Origin of the sequence: Sphingomonas sp. GM_Shp_2 (genome assembly GCF_026540875.1) — a bacterium.
GTDB classification, from domain to species: Bacteria; Pseudomonadota; Alphaproteobacteria; order Sphingomonadales; family Sphingomonadaceae; genus Sphingomonas; species Sphingomonas carotinifaciens.
Genome location: NZ_JALNUQ010000005.1, coordinates 1 through 15,774, shown reverse-complemented (window position 1 = coordinate 15,774; position 15,774 = coordinate 1). Strand labels below are relative to the sequence as shown.

13 protein-coding genes and 1 pseudogene are annotated in these 15,774 nt (G+C 67.6%); 7 read left to right on the top strand and 7 right to left on the bottom strand.

What is annotated here, in order from left to right; translation table 11 throughout:
- Positions 1-50 precede the first annotated feature (50 nt).
- The 4 genes from OXR08_RS02765 (at position 51) to OXR08_RS02750 (ending at position 4,055) form a co-directional block, all read left to right on the top strand.
- Positions 51-752: a tetratricopeptide repeat protein gene (locus OXR08_RS02765; protein WP_267347482.1), complete on the top strand. Its 702-nt coding sequence runs from the start codon at positions 51-53 to the stop codon at positions 750-752.
- Positions 749-2,071: a PQQ-binding-like beta-propeller repeat protein gene (locus OXR08_RS02760; protein ID WP_267347481.1), complete on the top strand. Its 1,323-nt coding sequence runs from the start codon at positions 749-751 to the stop codon at positions 2,069-2,071. The genes OXR08_RS02765 and OXR08_RS02760 overlap by 4 nt, the downstream gene beginning before the upstream one ends.
- Positions 2,072-2,146: 75 nt before the next feature.
- A complete protein-coding gene (gene der / locus OXR08_RS02755; protein ID WP_149681659.1) occupies positions 2,147-3,517 on the top strand; it encodes a ribosome biogenesis GTPase Der in 1,371 nt (456 codons plus the stop codon).
- Positions 3,518-3,632: 115 nt separating this feature from the next.
- Entirely contained in the window at positions 3,633-4,055 is a 423-nt protein-coding gene (locus OXR08_RS02750) for an Hpt domain-containing protein (RefSeq protein ID WP_267347480.1), read from the top strand.
- Here OXR08_RS02750 and OXR08_RS02745 read toward each other — a convergent pair.
- Positions 4,045-5,268: a DUF418 domain-containing protein gene (locus OXR08_RS02745; protein ID WP_267347479.1), complete on the bottom strand. Its 1,224-nt coding sequence runs from the start codon at positions 5,266-5,268 to the stop codon at positions 4,045-4,047. The two genes, OXR08_RS02750 and OXR08_RS02745, sit on opposite strands and share 11 nt — an antisense overlap.
- A gap of 78 nt (positions 5,269-5,346) precedes the next feature.
- Here OXR08_RS02745 and nhaA point away from each other — a divergent pair, with 78 nt between their 5' ends.
- On the top strand, positions 5,347-6,726 hold the full coding sequence (gene nhaA, locus OXR08_RS02740; RefSeq protein WP_240313471.1) for a Na+/H+ antiporter NhaA: 1,380 nt from the start codon (positions 5,347-5,349) through the stop codon (positions 6,724-6,726).
- Positions 6,727-6,770: 44 nt separating this feature from the next.
- Here the strand turns inward: nhaA and purL are convergent, their stop codons facing one another.
- Entirely contained in the window at positions 6,771-9,014 is a 2,244-nt protein-coding gene (purL, locus tag OXR08_RS02735) for a phosphoribosylformylglycinamidine synthase subunit PurL (protein WP_112382468.1), read from the bottom strand.
- Positions 9,015-9,269: 255 nt separating this feature from the next.
- On the opposite strand from purL, the gene glsA reads away from it, so the two are divergent.
- Positions 9,270-10,193 carry a glutaminase A gene (gene glsA, locus OXR08_RS02730; RefSeq protein WP_267347478.1) on the top strand — a complete coding sequence of 308 codons (924 nt, stop codon included), beginning with the start codon at positions 9,270-9,272 and terminating at the stop codon, positions 10,191-10,193.
- A 36-nt stretch (positions 10,194-10,229) separates the two neighbouring features.
- On the opposite strand, the gene map is transcribed toward glsA, so the two are convergent.
- Positions 10,230-11,057, bottom strand: coding sequence for a type I methionyl aminopeptidase (map, locus tag OXR08_RS02725; protein ID WP_149681654.1), 828 nt, complete (start codon positions 11,055-11,057; stop codon positions 10,230-10,232).
- Positions 11,058-11,109: 52 nt separating this feature from the next.
- Here map and OXR08_RS02720 point away from each other — a divergent pair, with 52 nt between their 5' ends.
- Positions 11,110-11,868 (top strand): molybdopterin-binding protein, encoded by a 759-nt coding sequence (locus OXR08_RS02720; RefSeq protein ID WP_112382466.1) that lies wholly within the window; start codon positions 11,110-11,112, stop codon positions 11,866-11,868.
- 20 nt (positions 11,869-11,888) lie between these two features.
- Here OXR08_RS02720 and OXR08_RS02715 read toward each other — a convergent pair whose 3' ends face one another.
- The 4 genes and pseudogenes from OXR08_RS02715 to OXR08_RS02700 form a co-directional block, all read right to left on the bottom strand.
- Entirely contained in the window at positions 11,889-12,257 is a 369-nt protein-coding gene (locus tag OXR08_RS02715; protein WP_149681652.1) for a DUF4440 domain-containing protein, read from the bottom strand.
- Positions 12,258-12,333: 76 nt separating this feature from the next.
- Positions 12,334-14,688 carry a TonB-dependent receptor gene (locus OXR08_RS02710; RefSeq protein WP_267347477.1) on the bottom strand — a complete coding sequence of 785 codons (2,355 nt, stop codon included), beginning with the start codon at positions 14,686-14,688 and terminating at the stop codon, positions 12,334-12,336.
- Positions 14,689-14,881: 193 nt separating this feature from the next.
- Complete coding sequence (lexA, locus tag OXR08_RS02705) at positions 14,882-15,568, bottom strand: transcriptional repressor LexA (protein ID WP_112382463.1); 687 nt, start codon at positions 15,566-15,568, stop codon at positions 14,882-14,884.
- A gap of 56 nt (positions 15,569-15,624) precedes the next feature.
- Positions 15,625-15,774, bottom strand: a pseudogene (locus OXR08_RS02700) (molybdopterin molybdenumtransferase MoeA); the annotation flags it as partial.

The following is a 15,774-nucleotide window of genomic DNA, read 5'->3' as shown; positions in this document are numbered from 1 at the left end:
GCGGCTAAAGGTCGCGGCTTCATCGATCCGTTTCTTCTCTGGAGCCCGTCTTGGCCCTCACGCCCCAATCCCAAGAAGCCTTCATGCGCGAGGTGGACGACGAGCTGCGTCGCGACCAGATGACCAGCTTCTGGACGCGCTGGGGCCTGTGGGTGATCGGCGCGATCGTGATCGGGCTGGCCCTGTTCGGCGCCTATCTGTTCTGGCAGCATCGCCAGCGCGAGGCGGCCGGCGCCGAGGGCGAGCAGTTGCAGGCGGCCTATGATGCGCTGGCCGCGGCCGATGTGAAGGGCGCCAGTGCCAAGCTGGCACCGCTCGCCACCTCCGACCGCGACGGCTATCGCGTTCTGGCGCAGTTCACCCAGGCCGACATCCTGTTGCAGAAGGACGATCTGAAGGGTGCGGCGGCCAAGTTCGCCGCGGTGGCGGCCGATACGTCGCTGGCCCCGCCGTTCCGCGACCTGGCGCTGATCCGCCAGACCGCGGCGGAATATGACACGCTGAAGCCGCAGGTGGTGGTCGAGCGGCTGCGCGCCGTCGCGGTGCCCGGCAATCCCTATTTCGGGAGCGCTGGCGAGATGGTGGCGGTGGCGCATCTGCGCATGAACCGCCGCGATCAGGCGGGCCGCCTGTTCGGTCAGATTGCACAGGACAAGGACGTACCCGACACGCTGCGGCAACGTGCGGTTCAGATGGCCGGTGTATTGGGCGTGGACGCCGTTACCCGTAACGAGGACACCAAGACGCAATGACGAAGCAGTTCCGGACGCCCGTGATGCTGGCGGCGCTCATGGCCTTGAGCGCGTGCGGCATCTTCAAGGGCGCGCCGAAGAAGACGCCGACCGTGGGCAACCGCGTGCCGATCCTGGCGTCCGAATCCGGGGCCGAGGCCGATCAGACGATCGCCGACGTGCAGGTGACGCTGCCCGCGCCCGCACCCAACGACGCGTGGGCGCAGCCGGGTGGCAATGCGGCCAAGTCGATGGGCCAGCTGGCGCTCGGCGAGCAGCCGGCCCGGTTGTGGGAAGCGACGATCAACGGCGGATCGGTGCGCGAGCCGCTGGCCGCGGCGCCGGTGGTGGCGGACGGCAAGCTGTTCGTGGTGGACGTGGCCGCCGTGCTGCATGCCTTTGCCGCGGATACGGGTGCGCCCCTCTGGTCCGCCAAGCTGACCGAGGGCGATGCCAATCGTCCGGCGCGCTTCGGCGGCGGCGCCAGTTTCGACGATGGCCGGGTCTATGCGACGGACGGGCTGGGCGACGTGGTGGCGGTGAATGCCGCGGACGGCAGCATCCAGTGGCGGGCCAAGCCGGGCGGGCCGCTGCGCGGGGCACCGACGGTCGCCAACGGCGTCGTCTATGTGTTGTCGCAGGACAATCAGCTGTTCGCGATCAGCCAGGCTGACGGCAAGGTGCAATGGGCGCAGCAGGGCACGCTGGAAACGCAGGGCGTGTTCGGCGTCGCGGCGCCGGCGGCCAGCCAGGGCTCGGTGGTGGTCGGCTTCTCCAGCGGCGAGCTGAACGCCTATCGCTACGAGAATGGCCGCGTGCTGTGGCAGGACGCACTTTCGCGCACCACCATTTCGACCTCGGTGTCCAGCCTGTCGGATATCGACGCAGCGCCGGTGATCGATGAAGGCCGCGTCTATGCGGTCGGGCAGGGCGGGCGCATGGTGGCGCTGGAGCTGTCCACCGGCCAGCGGCTGTGGGAGCAGAACTTCGCCGGCATCGAGACGCCGTGGATCGCGGGCGAGTGGCTGTTCCTGGTGACCGACGATGCCCGTCTGGTGGCGCTGTCGCGCGCCAGCGGCAAGGTGCGCTGGATCTCGCAACTGCCGCGCTTCCGCAACGAGAAGAAGAAGTCGGGCGCGATCACCTGGTTCGGTCCGGTGCTGGCGGGCAACCGCCTGATCCTGACCAACAGCGAGGGCGAGATCGTCTACGCCAATCCCGGCGACGGTGCGGTGCAGACGACGATCGAGGCCAAGACGCAGTTCACCCTGCCGCCGATCGTCGCCAATTCGACGCTCTATACGCTGGACGTGAAGGGGCATATCGTCGCCTATCGGTGACGCCGGCCGATCCATTGTGTGACGAAGGCGAAGCGCGGGCGTGACGAAACGCTCGCGCTTCGCTAACGCGCTGGCATGGCTAAACTCCCCGTGGTCGCGATCGTCGGCCGCCCCAATGTCGGCAAGTCGACGCTGTTCAACCGCCTGGTCGGCAAGAAGCTGGCGCTGGTCGACGACCGCCCCGGCGTGACCCGCGACCGGCGCGAAGGCGACGCGCATCTGCTCGGCCTCGATTTCCGGATCATCGATACCGCCGGTTACGAGGACGAGGATCCCAACACGCTGCCCGGCCGGATGCGGCGCCAGACCGAGGCGGCGGTGGCGGATGCCGATGTCGCGCTGTTCGTGGTCGATGGGCGCGCCGGCGTGGTGCCGCTGGACGAGGAGATCGCCCGCTGGCTGCGCGGATCGAACACGCCGATCGTGCTGACGGTCAACAAGGCCGAGGGGCGCGCGGCGGAGCAGGGCGTGCTGGAGGCACTGGCGCTGGGTTTCGGCGATCCGGTGCAGTTGTCCGCCGAGCATGGCGAGGGCATCGGCGACCTGTTCGAAGCGTTGCTGCCCTATATCGACCGCGAGGAGGTGGACGAACCCGAGGAGGATGACGAAAGCCCCGACGCGATCCTGAAGCTGGCGATTGTCGGGCGGCCGAATGCGGGCAAGTCGACGCTGGTCAACCGCTTCCTGGGGCAGGATCGGCTGATCACCGGGCCGGAAGCCGGCATCACCCGCGATTCGATCGCGATCGACTGGACCTGGACCGATGGCAAGGGCGCCGAGCGTCAGGTGCGGCTGATCGATACGGCGGGCATGCGCAAGCGCGCCAAGGTGCAGGACAAGCTGGAAAAGCTGTCGGTCGCCGACGCGCTGCGCGCGGTGGACTTTGCCGAGGTGGTGGTGCTGCTGCTCGATGCGACGCTGGGGCTGGAGGCGCAGGACCTGCGCATCGCGGACCGGGTGCTGGAAGAGGGCCGGGCGCTGGTCATCGCGCTGAACAAATGGGACGTGGCCGAGGGGCCGTCTTCGCTGTTCAACGGCGTGAAAAAGGCGCTGGAGGACGGGCTCAGCCAGGTGAAGGGGGTGCCGCTGCTGACCGTGTCGGCGGCGACCGGCAAGGGATTGGACACGCTGCTCCAGGTGGCGTTCGAGACGCGGGCGGCCTGGTCGCGCCGCGTGGGCACGGGCGAGCTGAACCGCTGGTTCGAACGCGCGATCGAGGCAAACCCGCCGCCTGCCCCCGGCGGCAAGCGGATCAAGATGCGCTACGTCACCCAGGTGAAGACCCGGCCGCCGAGCTTTGTCATCTTCGGTACGCGTGTCGATCAGTTGCCCGCCAGCTATGAGCGGTATCTGGTCAATTCGATGCGGCGCGACCTGGATTTCGGCGCGGTGCCGATCCGCCTGACCCTGCGCGCGCCGAAAAATCCTTACGACAAGGACCGCTGACGCCGAAATACTTCGCGGCACAGGGAATTTCCCGGCTCGCCGTTACCGACTGTTTACCCGATGATGCGATCAGGGTGCCCGATCTGGGCGCTGGGGGCGCGCGAAAGGGGCTGTTGTGTCGTTCGAGGGTAGCACGTTGGTGGACTGGCACGCCTATCAACAGGCGCGCGGGGAGCTGGGTGAAGGCTTTGTCCGCATCCTGGGCTATTTCCGGGAGGACGGGTACAAGTCGGTATCCGCGATCGAGGGCGCGATGCGCGGCACCAGTGCGGCCGCGATGGTCATCCCGGCCCATACGCTGAAGGGTGAGGCCCGCCAGTTCGGGGCGGAGCCGCTGGCAACGCTGGCGGAGACGATTGAGGGGATCGCGCGCGACAGTGTCGAGCAGCAGGACACGCCGGACGAGGCGCTGGAGCATGTCGCGCGGCTGCGCCGGCTGTTCGAGGATACGTTGACGCTGCTGGAGCGCGAGGCGAGCCCGGTCGTGCCCCGCCGACCGGTCGCGGGTGGCGGGTTCGGGCGACGCGTCAGCCGCTGATCCGACGCATCGGCTGCCATTCCCCTCGCGCAGCGCTGCGCCAGAGCCATTCGAGCGGGCCGTGATGGAAGCGGTCGCACCAGGGTTTCGACCAGAGCAGCATCAGCCCCCAGACGGGCGGGGCGAGCAGATAAAGCTGGGCGCGTGACAATGCGCCGAACAGCGCACAGCCGTTGAAGACGGCGACCATCAACAGGCTGGTGCCAAGGTAGTTGGAAAAGGCGGTGCGGCCGATCGCGGCGATGCGGGTGGTAAGTGATCCGCCGGGGCGCAGGGCCAGCATCAGCAGAGCGGCATAGCCGACCAAGCCCAGCGTACGCAGCGGCTCCGCCAGAACCATGGCGTTCAGATAGACCCAGGGCATCGCAAAGCCGTGGCGCATGGTGACCATGCCCAGCAGGGCATAGGCGGGAAGCGCCACCCCGAGGCAAAGCGCGGCCCAGCGGCGATAGCGGGCGCGGGACCATGCACCGGTCAGAAAGCCGCTGCGATAGCCGGCCATACCGAGCAGCATGGCGCTGAGCGTTTCGGGGGCGAGGACCGGCAGCACGGTGAGCGGGTCGGCCGCGTGGTGCCAGCGCCACGCCACCGCATCGGCCCATGATCCGCGCATCGCGTCGATCTGGGCGAGCATGTCGGCACGCGGCGGGACGCCGAAGGCGATGGCGAAGCTGTTCCAGATGGCGACCGCGTGCGGGCTGTCCTGCGCCGCGCTGTCGAACAGGATGACGGCGCCGAGCGCGCTGGAAATGGTGGCATAGGTCAGAAGCAGTAGTGCGGTGGCGATCAGCCAGCGGACCGACAGCCCGGCAAACAGGAAGGCGATGCCGCCGACGAGCGCATAATGGGCGAGGATGTCGCCCAGCCAGATCAGGTAGAGGTGCGCGCAGCCGATCAGGAAGAGCGTCGTCATGCGCCGGTAATGCGTGGCGGCCGCGCTGTTCCCATGGCGCTCCGCTGCGTCGGTGACCAGCAGGATCGAGGCGCCGAACAGGAAGGAGAACAGGCCGCGCATCTTGCCTTCGATAAAGACGAAGGTGACGAACCAGGCGAAGAGGTCTGCGGGCGCGGTGCCGCCCCAGGCGAGCGGGGAAAAATACGCCGGCTCCGGCAGGCCGAAGGCGGGCAGATTGGCGACCAGAATGCCCATGACCGCGACGCCGCGGATCACATCCAGCGACAGTAATCGATTGGCGGTGGCAGCTTCGGGCATCGAGCGACCATGGCAGAGTGGCGCATGCAACTCTATGGCCGTCCAAGGCATTCGGTTGCCATGGGATTGTCTCCTCGCATGACCGGGCGCACCACCGCCCGCGCGCATCATTCACCGGCGGCGGCGGCGTTCCTGCACAAGGTCGGGCCGTTCTTTGCCGGGCACGAGGTGACGGGCGGGCCGCTGGCGGTGGCGACGCTGGTCGCGCTGATCTGCACCAACACCGCCTTTGCCGGCACGTTCGAGAATTTCTGGGACACCGATTTCACACTGGCCTTTGGCGGTAGCGGCGTGTCGCATTCGCTGGCCGAGTGGATCGACCATGCGCTGTTGCCGCTGTTCTTCGTCATCATCGGTGCGGATGTGAAGCGAGAGATCGTCGGCGGTGCGCTCTCGCGGTGGCGGACCGCGGCGTTTCCGCTGGCGGGCGCGATCGGCGGCATGGTCGTGCCCGTGCTGCTGTTCCTGGCCATTACCCATGGCCGGCCGGAGGCGGTGGGCTGGGGCACGGTGGTGACGATGGACACCGCGTTCGGGCTGGCGCTGATCGCGCTGTTTTCCGACCGGTTGCCGGCCGGCGTCCGCGCGCTGATGCTGGCCTTTGCCGCGGTGGACGATGTCGGCGGACTGCTGGTGATCGCCTTTGCCTATACCGAGTCGATCGACTGGCGCGGGTTGGTGGTGGCGGCGGGCGCGCTCGGCGGGATCATCGGATTGCGGCGGCTCGGCTGGGTATCGTCGGTGCCCTATGTGGTGCTGGCGATGGTGTTGTGGGGCGGGGTATTCGAATCGGGCGTGCATGCGACGATCGCGGGCGTGCTGATCGGCCTGACCGTGCCGGTGACGCCGCGGCTGGACCAGGGCAAGTTCGCCGAGCGGGTGCAGCGCCGCATCGACGAGTTCCAGAAGGCGCATCGCACCGCCGAGGAAAGCGACGATCAGGACGAGGCGATGGAGGCGCAGCAAAAGGCCGAGGACCGGCTGGGCTATCTGCAGGAGATGACCAGCGCGACCAACGTGACGAGCGGCCGGGTGATCGAGACGCTGACCCCGTGGGTGACCTATGTGGTGCTGCCGCTGTTCGCGCTGTCCAACGTCCGCATCCATTTTTCGGCCGAGCTGATGGGCGCGGTGACGTCGCCGCTGGTGCTGGGCATCGTGGCGGGGCTGGCGGTCGGCAAGCCGCTGGGCTTCATGAGCTTTACCTGGATCGCGTCGCTGCTGGGCTTTGCCGAGCGGCCGGACAAGGTGACGTGGCCGATGGTGGCGGCGATCGGCGCGCTGGCGGGGATCGGCTTCACCATCTCGCTGTTCATCGCCGGGCTGGCGTTCGGGGATAGCGAGATGCGCGAGACGGCATCGCTGGGCGTGCTGATCGCGTCGCTGGTGTCGGCCGCGGTGGGCTATGCCGTGCTGAGGCGGGATGCGAACAAGGTGGCGGAGACCGGGACGGCTTGAGGGCAGCGGACCCTCTCCCCAGAGGGGAGAGGGTGGTTCAGCGTTCAGGCCAGGGCGGCATCGGCGCCCATGAGTTTGGGAAAGAAGCCTTCATGGGCGGTGCGCAGGTCGTCCAGCTTGACGACGAAGTCGCCGTCCTCGCGCTCGAAGATCAGGCGGCTGCCGGCGGTGCGGCCGATGCGTTCGACCTCGACGCCGGCGGCGTGCGCGGCGGTGAGGAAGTCGAGCAGCGCGGCGTCGTCGATGGTCGCGACGTAGAGACCCTGATCCTCGGCGAAGAGCTGGCGGCAGGCCTCGCCCCGCTCGGGCAGCTGGATCAGCGCGCCGATATTTGCGGCCAGCGCCATTTCGGCGAGCGTGACGGCAAGACCGCCATCGGACACGTCATGAACGGCGGTCAGATGGCCGGCGAGAATGCCGGCGCGGACCACGTCGCCCACCCGGCGTTCCTCGGCGAGATCGACCGGGGGCGGCGGACCCGCATCCTTGCCATCAAGGCCGTGGATCTCGCGCACCCAGAGCGACTGGCCGAGATGGCCCTTGGGGGTGCCGATCAGGACGATGACGTCGCCGGTGCCCTTGAACGCGATCGTGGCGGACTGTTCCCAATTCTGGAGCAGGCCGACGCCGCCGATGGCGGGGGTGGGCAGGATCGCCGAGCCGCCGCCGGTCGCCTTGGACTCGTTGTAGAGCGAGACGTTGCCCGACACGATCGGGAAGTCGAGCGCGCGGCACGCCTGCGCCATGCCGTCGAGACAACCGACGATCTGGCCCATGATCTCGGGCCGCTGCGGATTGGCGAAGTTGAGGCAGTTGGTGATCGCCAGCGGCGTCGCGCCGACCGCGGTCAGGTTGCGCCACGCCTCCGCCACCGCCTGCTTGCCGCCCTCGACCGGGTCGGCGAAGCAGTAGCGGGGCGTGCAGTCGGTGGTCATCGCCAGCGCCTTGCTCGTCTCGTGCACGCGCACCACCGCGGCGTCGCCACCGGGGCGCTGCACGGTGTTGGCGCCGACCATGTGGTCATATTGTTCCCAGATCCAGCGGCGCGAGGCGATGTCGGGCGAGCCCATCAGGGTCAGCAGGTCGGCCGCCGGGTCCTTGCAGCTCGGCACGCCCGTCAGTTCGGGCAGCTTGGGGGTGGGGACGTGCGGGCGATCGTAGAGCGGTGCATCGTCGGCGAGCGGAGCGAGCGGGATGTCGCACACCACCTCGCCCTTGTGGCGCAGCACCATGTGGCCGGTGTCGGTGACCCGGCCGATGACGGCGAAGTCGAGTTCCCATTTGCGGAAAATGGCTTCGGCGAAGTCCTCGCGGCCGGGCTTCAGCACCATGAGCATGCGCTCCTGGCTTTCCGACAGCATCATCTCATAGGCGGTCATGCCGGTTTCGCGTTGCGGCACGTCGTCCATAATGAGTTCGATGCCGACGCCGCCCTTGGACGCCATCTCGACCGAGGAGGAGGTAAGGCCGGCGGCGCCCATGTCCTGGATGGCGACGATCGCGTCCGATGCCATGAGTTCGAGGCAGGCCTCGATCAGCAGCTTCTCGGTAAAGGGATCGCCGACCTGTACGGTCGGGCGCTTGGCATCGGCATCCTCGCCGAAATCGGCAGAGGCCATGGTGGCGCCGTGAATGCCGTCGCGGCCGGTCTTCGACCCGACATAGACGATCGGATTGCCGATGCCGCTGGCGGCCGAATAGAAGATCTTGTCCGTGTCGGCGACGCCGACGGTCATCGCATTGACCAGGATGTTGCCGTCATAGGCGGGGTGGAAGTTCACCTCTCCCCCCACCGTCGGCACGCCGACGCAATTGCCATAGCCGCCGATGCCGTGGACGACGCCGGCGATCAGGTGGCGCATCTTGGGGTGGTCGGGACGGCCGAAGCGCAGCGCATTCAGGTTCGCAACCGGCCGCGCGCCCATGGTGAACACGTCGCGCAGGATGCCGCCGACCCCGGTCGCCGCGCCCTGATAGGGCTCGATATAGGAGGGGTGGTTGTGGCTCTCCATCTTGAAGATCGCCGCCTGCGGTTTCCCGTCCGGGCCCGGGCCGATGTCGATCACGCCGGCATTCTCGCCGGGGCCGCAAATGACCTGCGGGCCCTCGGTCGGCAGCTTCTTCAGGTGGATGCGGCTCGACTTGTAGCTGCAATGCTCGGACCACATGACCGAGAAGATGCCGAGTTCGACCAGATTGGGCTCGCGGCCGAGCGCGTGGAGGACGCGCTCATATTCCTCGGGGGACAGGCCGTGTTCGGCGACGATCTCTGCAGTGATCTCAGTCATGGAGCGCGCCTTTAGCGGGGCCGTGGGCGTTCGTCACCCCGGCGCGAGGGGCAGATTTTGCGGAAGTGGACACTAGCGCCCCAGAGCGCGTGTCCACTTACTATTGTTGCAATCGCAACAGGAGGCAGATGGGCGGTTCGGGACATGGCGGGAGGATAGCCGAAGCCGGCCCTGTAGGACAGCGGCGGGGGATGATTGTTGGACCCGGCAGGTGGCGTCGCTGGTTGAGGAACATGGTCAGTCAGGAGATGATGATTGCACGACGGGTTGAACGAGATGCTGCGCGAAGTCGCCGAGGAGATCACGCGGGATGCCGCCGAGATCGAGGCATCGGCGGACGCCAAGGACGACGGTGCCGAGCCCGGCCCGTTCGGGGCGGCGATCGCGACGCTGGACGGCACGGTGCTGACCGCCGGTGCGGCGGATACGCGCTTTCCGATCCAGAGCATCGCCAAGGTGTTCGCACTGGAACGCGCGCTGTGTGCGATCGGGGACCGGGTGTTCGAGCGGGTGGGGCGCGAGCCTTCGGGTGATCCGTTCAATTCGATCATCGATCTGGAGCGGACCAAGGGCCTGCCGCGCAACCCCTTCGTCAATGCCGGCGCGCTGGTGGTGGTGGACATGCTGGTGGACTGCGATGTCGAGCGGGCCGAGACGCTGGTCGCGCGGCAGCTGGGCGTGGATGCCGTGCCGCTGGACGACGAGGTCATGGCCAGCGAGGAGGAGGGCGGTGACCTGAACCGGGCGATGATGAGCTTCATGCGGCATCACGGCAACCTGAAGTCGGAACCGGATGACGTCATGGAGGCCTATGTCCGTCAATGCGCCATCTCGCTGGATTGCGGCGCGCTGGCGCGGGCCGGGTTGTTCCTGGCACATGACGCGCGGGTGCGGGGCGACGATGCGGCGGATGCGGAGGCGCAGCGGATGCGCAAGGTGCTCGCGCTGATGATGACGTGCGGCCATTATGACGGATCGGGCGACTTTGCCCTGCGCGTCGGATTGCCGGCCAAGAGCGGGGTCGGGGGCGGCATCCTGGCGATCGTGCCCGACACCGCGGCGATCGCGGTGTGGTCGTCCAACCTGGACCAGCATGGCAACAGCATTTTGGGCGTGCGCGCCCTGGAGATGATCGCGCGGCGGACGGGGTGGTCGGTGTTCGGGAGGGGGTTTGATTAGAGGGTAAGCCCCTCTCCCCAAGGGGGAGAGGGGGCTTCAGGCGTAAGGCGGCATGGTGTGGCCGGCGGGGGAGAGGGTGAAGATCTCGCAACCCTCTTCGGTGATGCCGATCGAGTGTTCGAACTGCGCGGACAGCGAGCGGTCGCGGGTTACCGCGGTCCAGCCGTCGTCGAGCAGCTTCACGTCGGGGCGGCCGATGTTGATCATCGGTTCGATGGTGAAGATCATGCCGGGGCGCAGTTCGGGGCCGGTGCCGGGGCGGCCGACATGGACGACCTCGGGCGCGTCGTGGAAGAGCTGGCCCAGGCCATGGCCGCAGAAATCGCGGACGACGCCGTAGCGGTGCCGCTCGGCATGGCGCTGGATGGCATGGGCGACGTCGCCCATATGGTTGCCGGGCCGGGCCTGCTCGATCCCGAGCATCAGGCATTCATAGGTGATCTCGACCAGCCGGCGCGCCTTTAGCGGCACGTCGCCGATCAGGTACATGCGGCTGGTGTCGCCGTGCCAGCCATCGACGATCGGCGTGACGTCGACATTGACGATGTCGCCCGACTTCAGCGGCTTTTCCGAGGGGATGCCGTGGCAGACGACATGGTTGATCGAGATGCAGGTGGAGTGCGTATAGCCCCGATAGCCGAGCGTCGCCGGATAGCCGCCATTGGCGGTGACGAAGTCGTAGATCAGCCGGTCGATCTCGCCGGTGGTGACGCCGGGGACCATGTGCGGCACCAGCATGTCGAGCGTTTCGGCGGCAAGGCGCCCGGCCTTGTGCATGCCGGCGAAAGCGGCGGGGCCATGGAGCTTGATCGCGCCGGTGCGCCCTTCCGGCGCATCGGGGGAGACGGTCACATAGTCGGTCATGGCGCGCGATATAGCGTGGCGGCGACGCTTTTGCGAGGCTATGGCAGGGGCCATGACCCAAGAACGCATCTGGACGGCGGCACTGGTCGTCATCGGCGACGAAATCCTGTCGGGCCGCACGCAGGACCGCAATGTCGCGCAGATCGCGACCTGGCTGAACGTGCAGGGCATCCGGCTGGCCGAGGTGCGGGTGGTGAGCGACCGGACGGAGGCGATCGTGGAGGCGGTAAATACGTTGCGTGCGCGCAACGATTATCTGTTCACCACCGGCGGGATCGGGCCGACGCATGACGACATTACGGTGGATGCGATCGCCGAAGCGCTGGGGGTGGGCGTTGTCCACCACCCGGAAGCGATGGCGGTGCTGGAGGCCTATTACGCGACCCGCGGCGGGCTGACCGAGGCGCGGGCGCGGATGGCGCGGGTGCCGGACGGTGCGACGCTGATCGAGAACCGGGTGTCGGGCGCGCCGGGCATCCATGTCGAGAACATCTTCATCATGGCCGGAGTGCCGCACATCACCGCGGGTATGCTCGACCGGCTGACGGGCACGCTGGAGGGCGGGCGGCCGGTGGTGTCGGGGACGATCGGCTGCTGGGTGGCGGAAAGCGAGGTCGCCGACATGCTGCGCAGCGCCGAGAAGGCCCATGAGGGCGTATCGATCGGCAGCTATCCCTTCTTCCGCGAAGGGCGGACGGGGGCGAATTTCGTCGTACGCAGCCCGGATGCGGCGCTGGTCGACCGGTGCCTGGCAGACCTGACCACCGCGCTGGAGGCCGAGGGACGGGTGGTGATCGCCGGGGGGATCTGACACCCCCCGGCGGTGGAGGCCTATTGCTCGACGCTGGCGGCGAGGGGCGGCGTCTGCTGGTGCTGGATGACGCTCCAGTCCTCATGCGCCAGACGGCGATAGGTGCTGGTGCAATGTGCCTCGTAAGGCTGTTCACCCTCGCGCTCGGCACGGACGTGATAGGCGATGACGATCAGCCCTTCCTGCGGGCGGGCGATCTGCTGGTTGGAAAAGGCGACCTTGTTCCAGCGCGGGGTGTTGGACACCGCCTCCACCGCCTGCGCGCCGGTGACCACATAGGGCGGCTGCGGGATCACCATCAGGCATTCGTCGTCGATCGACTCGGCATAATGTTCATGGTCGGCGGTCCAGAGGCTTTCCTCGAAGCTCCACACGCGATTGTCTTCCATGGCCTTCTCTCCTGATGGCGTTCCGGCCAACAGCGCCGGGGGAGGCGGATCGTTCCCGCATCTCCCCCGGCCGCGATCAGAAGCCGCGACGGAGCGTGACGAACCACTGACGCGGTGCGCCGGCGAGCAGCGTCTGGTTGTCGCCGCTGGCGGTATAGCCGTTGGTGCCGATGGTGGAGATATAGTCCTTATCGGTCAGGTTGGTGACGCTTGCCTCGATCGTGAAGCCGCGCAGGAGGCCGGGCGCGTCGGCGAAGCGGTAGCCGATGCTGGCATCGACCAGCGCACGGGCGCCCACCGACTGGTCGTTCAGATAGGTGAAATAGCGCCTGGTCATGTAGTCGACGCCGGCGCGGGCGAAGAAGCGGTCGTCGTCATAGACGATCTCGCCCTTGGCCATGTGTTCGGGCGTGTCGACCACGGTACGCCCGGCGGTCGGGGACAGCACGGTGCCGGCGGCGCTCAGGACATCGTCCTGATAGGTGGCGCGGTTGTAGGAATAGCTGGCGAACAGCGACAAGGGCGTCGTGGGAATGCTGTAGAAGGCGGATGCCTCCGCGCCGTAGCTTTCGACGTCGCCCGCATTGTTGAGCGTCGGCGGATTGCCCTGGATGCTCGACCCGTTGGCGAAGACGAGCAGGCGGTTCGAGAAGTCGATATAATAGCCGACCGCCGACAGTTGCAGCCCGCCGCGGCGCAGGCGCACGCCACCCTCCGCCGTTTTCGAGGTTTCGGGGCGCACCGTGCCGCGGATCGCATCAAAGCCGGTCTGGGTGGTCGCGAACGGGCCGGAGGTGGCGGACGACACGAAGGCGCGCATGTTCTCCGAATAGCTGCCGAACAGTTCGGCACCCGAGCCGAGACGGAAAACGAGGCCGGCTTGCGGGAGGAACCAGTCTTTGGACTCGATCCGGCCGGCGACGAGCGTGCCGGTCAGGAGGTTCGCCTGGTTGCGCACGCGCGTCCCCTTCCACCCGGCGTTGATCGTCAGCCGGCCGATATCGAGCGAGTCCGCGATGAAATATTGCAGCGTCTCGGTATCATATTTGCCGTTCCACTGGGTGGCGAAGGGATTGTCCTGGAAGCGAAGCACGTCGCGGTTCGGCGTGGTGCCGCCGGCCAGCCCGTAGAAGCGCCGCGCCTGGCGGAAGGTGTTGCTCTCGTACCAGCCGCCGACTTCGAAGCGATTGGGGCCCAGGTCATAGGCCAGGCGCGTGACGTTGCCGGCGCGGTCGATGCCATATTCGGTCGTCCGGTAGGACAGCGGGGCGGGGGCGGTGATGGGCTGGCCGGCGTCGTCGGGTGCGCCGGCCGGGGTGGCGAGATAGGGGGTGATCCAGGAGCCCTGGCCCTTGTTGTGGTGGTAGTAGCTGGTGGTGGTGAGGGTGAGGGTGGGGGCGAGGCGCATGTCGAAGGTGAGGCCGCCCAGCCAGTCGCGGCGAAGACCCGCGGCGTTGAAATAGACGTCGTCGACGGTGCCGATGCCGGTGGGGAGGGCGAGACCGGCACCGGGGAAGGGCAGTGCGGCGGCGGGGTTGGCGGCGCGGGCGTTCTGGTTGTTGAACACCTGCGCGATGCGGATCGCCAGCGGATAGTCGTTGCCGATATTGTCGTTCCGCAAGCCGCGGCGTGCGATGATGCCGAGGCTGAGATCCTGATAGTCGATCTCGCGCCGGTCGGAAAAATTGACAAAGCCGGTGATGCTGCCGAGCCCGTCCATCTCCTTGACCAGCTTGGCATTCGCCTGATGCTGGCGCTGGCTGCCAAAGCCCTTCCACTTGTCGGTGGTCAGGTAGCCATAGGACAGATAGCCCTTGAGCCCGCCACCCAGGTCGCCGCTATCGGCGCGGACGAAGGCACGAACCGTGTCGTTGCTGCCATAGGTGCCGGAGGCGACCAGATCGACGGTGTCGGCAGGGGCGCGGCTTTCGAACTGCAGCGTGCCGCCCAGATTGCTGGTCGAGGCGGTGCCGAGCGCGCCCGCACCCTGCGCAACGGTGGTGCTGCCGATATTTTCGGAAATGATCGCGCGGCTGATGTGCAGGCCGTTGACGTTGGCATAGCTCATGTCACCGAGCGGCACGCCGTCGAGCGTGAAGCCAAGCTGGTTCTGGTTGAAGCCGCGCAGCGAGATGCGCGTCGACCATTCATAGGCGCCGAACGCGTCGGCGGACTGGAAATTGACGCCGGGCAGCTTGGCGGCGGCCTTCAGCGGCGAGGTGCCCGGCGGCAGGCGTTCCAGATCGGCGGCGGTGATCGTCTGCACCTGACGGGTCTGGCCGAAGCCGAGGACGACGATGTCCTGTCCGTCGCCGCCGGGGGCGGGGTCGTCGGCGACCAGCGTTGCCGTGTCGGTGACCTGGGCGGTGGCGTGCTGCGCGGCGAAAAGCGCGATGGATGCGGCACCGGCGCGCCAGATATGTGCGGTCATGATCGTCGTCCCCCTATGGGGCGACATTGCGCCCCTTTGGCGGGGCTGGTGACGTGATTTGGTTACCGAATCGCTACAATTGCGCGGCCGAACCGTGACGCGGGGGAAGGCGCGTGCGATAATCGCATGACCGGCCCCGGTCCCGAGATGCGTGCGACATCGGCGGGACCGGGGCGGTCATGTGCCGTCGCGATCAGTCGTAGCGGCGCAGAAGGCCGGACAGCTTGCCCTGCACCCGCACCTGCGCGGGCGCATAACGCTGCGGATCATAGGAGCGATTGGCGGGATCGAGCCGCACCATCGCGCCCTCGCGGCGGAAATATTTCAGCGTCGCCTCGCTGTCGTCGATCAGCGCCACGACAATTTCCCCGTCGCGCGCGGTTTCGGTGCGACGGATCAGGGCGTAGTCGCCATCGAGGATACCCGCCTCGACCATGGAATCGCCCGATACCTCCAGCGCATAATGCTCGCCCGAGCCGAGCAGCGCGGCAGGGACGGCCAGCGTCGAGGACCCCTCGAACGCCTCGATCGGCAGGCCGGCGGCGATGCGGCCGTGCAGCGGGATTTCCAGCACGTCGTTGGCCGGGATCGGGCTGGCGGCGGCGGCGGGCGCGGTGGTGCCGACGGGCGATGCCGGTGCCGCAGCTGCCTTCGGCTCGGCCGGACGCTCCGGCATGCGCAGCACCTCCAGCGCGCGGGCGCGATTGGGCAGGCGGCGGATGAAGTCGCGTTCCTCCAGCGCGGAGATCAGGCGGTGGACTCCCGACTTCGACTTGAGGTCGAGCGCGTCCTTCATCTCCTCGAACGACGGGGACACGCCCGTCTCCGTCAACCGGTCATTGATGAAGCAGATCAGCTCGTGCTGCTTGCGCGTGAGCATCGCGGAACCTCCGTCCAGAACAGACGTGGAACTTATAAGGAACGTTTCGGCTTGCGTCAAGTGAGGGGCAGGATTTCCGCCGAGTCGCCCGCCTGTGCCGGGGGGGCGTGTGGCTCACGCACGATCAGGCAGGTGGAACGGGCGAGGGTCAGGAGCATGGAACTGTCCTGGATGGTGGAGGCGTAGGCGCGGCCGTCGCGGAGTTC

Coding starts and splice junctions, on each gene's coding strand:
- OXR08_RS02760 (WP_267347481.1), top strand. CDS start 749: ATGACGAAGCAGTTCCGGACGCCCGTGATGCTGGCGGCGCTCATGGCC.
- der (WP_149681659.1), top strand. CDS start 2,147: ATGGCTAAACTCCCCGTGGTCGCGATCGTCGGCCGCCCCAATGTCGGC.
- OXR08_RS02745 (WP_267347479.1), bottom strand. CDS start 5,268: ATGCCCGAAGCTGCCACCGCCAATCGATTACTGTCGCTGGATGTGATC.
- nhaA (WP_240313471.1), top strand. CDS start 5,347: ATGACCGGGCGCACCACCGCCCGCGCGCATCATTCACCGGCGGCGGCG.
- purL (WP_112382468.1), bottom strand. CDS start 9,014: ATGACTGAGATCACTGCAGAGATCGTCGCCGAACACGGCCTGTCCCCC.
- map (WP_149681654.1), bottom strand. CDS start 11,057: ATGACCGACTATGTGACCGTCTCCCCCGATGCGCCGGAAGGGCGCACC.
- OXR08_RS02720 (WP_112382466.1), top strand. CDS start 11,110: ATGACCCAAGAACGCATCTGGACGGCGGCACTGGTCGTCATCGGCGAC.
- OXR08_RS02715 (WP_149681652.1), bottom strand. CDS start 12,257: ATGGAAGACAATCGCGTGTGGAGCTTCGAGGAAAGCCTCTGGACCGCC.
- OXR08_RS02710 (WP_267347477.1), bottom strand. CDS start 14,688: ATGACCGCACATATCTGGCGCGCCGGTGCCGCATCCATCGCGCTTTTC.
- lexA (WP_112382463.1), bottom strand. CDS start 15,568: ATGCTCACGCGCAAGCAGCACGAGCTGATCTGCTTCATCAATGACCGG.